This window comes from Nocardia sp. NBC_00508, assembly GCF_036346875.1.
Taxonomy (GTDB): domain Bacteria; phylum Actinomycetota; class Actinomycetes; order Mycobacteriales; family Mycobacteriaceae; genus Nocardia.
Map to the genome: position 1 here is coordinate 278,624 of NZ_CP107852.1, position 4,647 is coordinate 283,270.

At 68.6% G+C, this 4,647-nt stretch carries 4 protein-coding genes; 1 reads left to right on the forward strand and 3 read right to left on the reverse strand.

Translation table 11 applies throughout. The features are described 5' to 3' along the window. Positions 1-163 precede the first annotated feature (163 nt). On the reverse strand, positions 164-859 hold the full coding sequence (locus OHA40_RS01150) for a type 1 glutamine amidotransferase domain-containing protein (protein WP_330231206.1): 696 nt from the start codon (positions 857-859) through the stop codon (positions 164-166). A 420-nt stretch (positions 860-1,279) separates the two neighbouring features. Between OHA40_RS01150 and OHA40_RS01155 the strand changes: the two genes are divergently transcribed. Next, complete coding sequence (locus tag OHA40_RS01155) at positions 1,280-1,963, forward strand: PAS and ANTAR domain-containing protein (RefSeq protein WP_330231207.1); 684 nt, start codon at positions 1,280-1,282, stop codon at positions 1,961-1,963. 16 nt (positions 1,964-1,979) lie between these two features. On the opposite strand, the gene OHA40_RS01160 is transcribed toward OHA40_RS01155, so the two are convergent. Both OHA40_RS01160 and OHA40_RS01165 read right to left on the reverse strand, forming a co-directional pair. Further along, positions 1,980-3,377 carry an aldehyde dehydrogenase family protein gene (locus OHA40_RS01160; protein WP_330231208.1) on the reverse strand — a complete coding sequence of 466 codons (1,398 nt, stop codon included), beginning with the start codon at positions 3,375-3,377 and terminating at the stop codon, positions 1,980-1,982. After that, the gene (locus tag OHA40_RS01165) at positions 3,377-4,468 is read right to left on the reverse strand and encodes an AMP-binding protein (RefSeq protein ID WP_330231209.1); all 1,092 of its coding nucleotides are present in this window, start codon (positions 4,466-4,468) and stop codon (positions 3,377-3,379) included. The genes OHA40_RS01160 and OHA40_RS01165 overlap by 1 nt, the downstream gene beginning before the upstream one ends. Positions 4,469-4,647: the final 179 nt, after the last annotated feature.

Below are 4,647 nucleotides of genomic sequence, written 5' to 3' on the forward strand. Positions count from 1 at the left end.
TGTTCGGCGGACGCGGTGACGCCGGGCGCAGGCCACCAGCCACGATCATCATCGGTTCGCCGGGCAGGGCGTGCACGAGTAGTGAACTACTCGAAGAAGGAGACGTTTCGACTGACCGGCTCCGCCGGCAGAACGCGCCGCCGGAGCCGGTCGGCGGCCGTGATCAGCCCAGCCTCTTCAGCAGCTCGTCCGCCACACCCGCCGACGAAGCCGGGTTCTGGCCGGTGATCAGCGTGCGGTCCACCACCACGTGCGGTGTCCACGGGTCGGCCTCGCGGAAATCGGCACCGATCTGGACCAAGCGGTCCTGGAGGAGCCATTTGGCTTTGCCTGCGAAACCCGCCTGCGTCTCTTCGGCGTTGGTGAAGCCGGTGAGGGCGTAGCCCGCGAAGCTGCTGCTGCCGTCGTCGTGGTTGGCGGTGAGCAGCGCTGCCGGTGCGTGGCACACCACTGCCAAGGGCTTGCCCGATGCCAAGGCGGCGGTGAGCAGGCGGCCGGAGTCGACGTCGACGGCGAGATCTTCCATCGGTCCGTGCCCACCGGGGTAGAACACCGCGGCGTAGTCGGCGAGGTCGACATCCGCCAGCTCGACAGGATTGTTCAGTTCGGCACTCGTGGTGATCACGTGCGCACGGTGCTCGGCGGTCTCCCGGCCACCGTTGACCTCTGCGGCGAGGCTGCTGTTGTCCACGCTCGGTACGACGCCGCCGGGCGTGGCGACCACGATCTCGTGGCCCGCGGCCTTCAGTTTCTCGAAGGGCACCACGAACTCCTCGGCCCAGAAACCGGTCGGGTGCTTCGTCCCATCAGCGAGCGTCCAGTAGTCGACGCCGGTCATCACGAAAAGGATCTTCGACATGGTCTGTTGTCTCCGTCGTCCGGAACCCGGTAACCGGGGTTCGATCATCGAGGCGTATCGCGCTGGCCCGACCGCATGCCGCAGCGGTTCGACCGACCTGCCGCAGTGGCATCGTCAGCGGCGACACCCTCGAAAGTAGTCCTGCGCCGCCATAGATGACGAATAAGAGGTCCGATTTCAGGCATCGGGATTTCGATGGATCGACCGAGCATTGCACGCGCGCGGTGCCCGAGACGGGCCCCGAGACACCGCCGCCCGATGGCTCGGAGGCATCGCGCTCGCCGCCGTGGCCCTGATCGCCGCGATCGGCTTCGGAGTCCGCCGCAGGCCCTGACCAGCGCGGCGACAAACGCAAAAGGTCACCGTCACCGAGGACCTCGGACCTGCGCGCCGAGCAGGTGGCCCGGCCATACTGGACGAGTGACAGAGACGGGACAGTGCCGACAGGACCCTGCGCGCAGCGCGCTCGGCGGCTGCCCCGACATCGGCAGTTTTCGGTTCTGGTTCGCCGAGCAGCGGTGGGCGTGGTCCGAAGACGTCGCCGCGATGCACGGTTACTCCCCCGGTGAGGCCGAGCCGTCCACCGAGCTGGTGCTGGGCCATCAGCACCCGGACGACCGCGAGCAGGTCGCCAAGACGCTCGCCGACGCCATCGAGGCGGCGGCGCCGTTCTGCAGCCGCCACCGGATCATCGACACCTCGGGTGCCACCCACGACGTGATCGTGATCGGCGATCAACTGCTCGACGACCAGGGCGCCGTCGTCGGCACCGCTGGTTACTACCTCGATGTCACCGAGACGCTCCAGGACAACCGCCAGGAAGCCGTCGACGACCTGCTGCCCGACCTCATCGATGCCCGCGCGGTGATCGAACAGGCCAAAGGCATCGTCATGTTCGTCTACGGCGTCAACGCCGACCAGGCGTTCCGGGTGCTGCGCTGGCGCTCACAGGAAACCAACATCAAGATCCGCATGCTGGCCGAGCAACTCGTCGCCGACATCGTCGCGATGGGCGGTGCCCTGGTTCAGCAGCGCACCCGTTTCGACCATCTCCTACTGACCCTGCACGACCGCGCCGCGCCTCCGGACCACATCTCCCACTGACCGAGGGCGGCACCCCTCACGCCTCGTTCGCAGCTCCCGGCGCCGACCGGATCATTCCCTTGGTGCGCATGAGGAATTCGCCGAGATAGCTGTCGTGCGGGACGCCGGGACGCAGCCAGGTGGTCGGGTTGTCGCCGAGGTAGAGGTTGGTGATGGTCGGCTCGTCCAGCAGGGCGTCGATGAGATCGCGTCGCTCGGTCATCGCGGTGAGGACCAGCGAATCACGCAGCGGGGCAACGCCGTCCGAGGGCGACCAGGGCCCGACCCACACGCACGGGAAGGCGAGCTCCACCGCGAATTGCGGCGCGGTACTGCTGTCGACGAGGTGAACCGCGGGACGGAGGACTGCCGCGCCCGGAGACACCTCGTCGACGATCGTGTCGCCGCCCAGCAGCGGACGTGCCTCGCCCGCGACCTGACGCAGGTAGCGGTCCATCGCCGCCACGGATTCGGTGGGCTGCACGGTCAGGATCGCGTCGGGGTGCTCGGCGGGCAGACTCGGGATCGCCGCCAGCTCCGCGGCGAGCGCACGCGCCAGCGGCTCCGGATCGCCCTCGACGAGCACCGCGGTGGTGCAGGTGCAGGCCGTGCCACCGAGATGGCTCACCGACTCGGCGATCAGCGCGACCTTGTCGCGCCAGTCCACGTCCGCGGTCACCAGGATCTTCGAGCGTCCCGGTCCCTGGGTGAGCACCCGCGCGCTGCCGCCGTACTTGTCGACCACGTCCTGTCCGCCGTAGACGATGGCGAAATCGGATTCGGCCACCAGCACGTCGGCGGCAGCGTAGTCGGTCGGCAGCAAGGTGACCAGCTCCGGCGGCATGCCTGCCATGCGCAGCGCACTGACCAGACGGAACGCGGTATACGGCTCCCTGGTCGAGGGCCGCACCGCCACCTTGTAGCCGAGCGCCAGGGCCTCCGGCCACAACCCGTGCACCGCGGGCGTGTTCCCGGCCGCGTGCACGGCGAACAGGTCGCCCTTCCTGGTCCAGACCGCGCAGCCGCCGAGGGTGCGCTCGTGCTGCCAATCCGCTACCGCGCCCTTCGGCATCGCGAACTCGAGCGTGGCGCGCTGCTCGCGCAGCACGTCCGCGACCCACCGCACCGACTGCCACACCACCGCCAGCGGCACGCCCGACGCGACGCAGACCAGTTGTGCGTACTCCTCCGGACCCAGCCCGCCGATCTCGGCCTCGGTGAACAGGTCGGCCGCACGTTCCAGCACCGCGAACCGCTCGGCGGCGGGCAGCACGGGCGCGTTGCGCATCGCCGCCAGCGCACGTCGCACAAACAGCGGCGGCACCTGGGAGATCTCCCCGATCGGCGCGCCGGACAGCGTCGTCAGCGGCTTGCGGTCGCGCGCGCGAAAACTGCCCTGCGGGCCGAGCGCGTCGATGTGCACGAACTCGTTCATCAGTACACCCCCTCGATCACCTCGGCGCCGCCGAACGAGGTCATCGGCGCGACGTCGGCGACGGAGCAACCGACCGCGCCCTTCGGCGGCTGGACCTTCATGGCGAAGTCGCGTTCCGGATTGTTCGGCAGCAGAGCGTATTTCGTGAGGTGATGCATCACGACCTGCCCGCGCTCCCCGTAGGCGACGTCGTCGCCGGTCTCCGGGTCGACCACCTCGAACGCGAGGTAGGGGCTCGGCGGGTCGAAGACGGGCAGCCCGTCCTCGCGCTCTTCGTCGCGCTCCCGGGACATGCCCAGAATGGTGGTGCTGCCGTAGAGCCCTTTGAGCGGAATGCCGGGGAAGATTTCCTGCCGGAAGATCTCGCGGGAATCGGCGTCCATGTGCGCTCCGCTCCAGCAGATGAACTTGATCTTCCGGCGAATCTGCTCCACCAGGTCGTCGCGGCGCGCGATCCGCTCCAGCAGCGGCGGCGTGGTGATCAGGATCCCGACGCACTGGGTGGTGAGGATCTGCGCGACCTGGTCGACGACGTGCTCGGCGTACCGCTCGGTGTTCTCGGTATCGCCGCGCGCGATCATCTGCTTGATCCACCGCGGATCGAGATCGACGGTGAACCGGACGCCGCGATGCCTGCGCGCCCTGCGCTGCGCGAACTCCCCGAACATGTGCGGGCCGCTCGGCGCCACGGCCAGGGTGTTCACCGTGCCGAGGTCGGCGTAGTGGTGCTCGTCCCAGCTGAGCGCGAACTCCATCCAGCGGTCGAACATGACGAACCGTTTCGGCGCGCCGGTGGTGCCCCCGCTCTCGTAGATGCCCGCGATGTCGCGGTCGGCGCCCTGCAACCCGCGCGGCATCAGGTCCTCCACGGCGACGGTGCGGAACTCGTCGATGACATTGGGAAAGCGGCGCAGATCCGCGAACGTGCGGACGTCGGCGATCGGGTCGAAATCCAGCGTCCGCGCCCGGCGCAGCCAGTACGGGCTGCCGGTCTCCTCGCTGAAATGCCATGCCATCACGGCGCGCAGGTATTCCTCCGCGTCGATCATCGCGTAGTCGTGCGCGGCGAGATCCAGAATTACGGGGCGCATGCGCGGCCTCCAGTGACGTGCCCCGAATCGGGGTATTCAGCTCGAACGCGGCAATCTTCTCCTGTCCTCACCCACGGCCAACGCCACGCCGCGCAGTTCGATCCGCCGATAGGACACTCTTATGGAGCGAACTCGCCACAAGCCACGTGCCAGAGGACCGCACCGACACCAGACCGCCG

Excerpts from the sequence above, each read along its gene's own strand:
- OHA40_RS01150 (WP_330231206.1), bottom strand. The coding sequence starts at position 859 with ATGTCGAAGATCCTTTTCGTGATGACCGGCGTCGACTACTGGACGCTC.
- OHA40_RS01160 (WP_330231208.1), bottom strand. The coding sequence starts at position 3,377 with ATGAACGAGTTCGTGCACATCGACGCGCTCGGCCCGCAGGGCAGTTTT.
- OHA40_RS01165 (WP_330231209.1), bottom strand. The coding sequence starts at position 4,468 with ATGCGCCCCGTAATTCTGGATCTCGCCGCGCACGACTACGCGATGATC.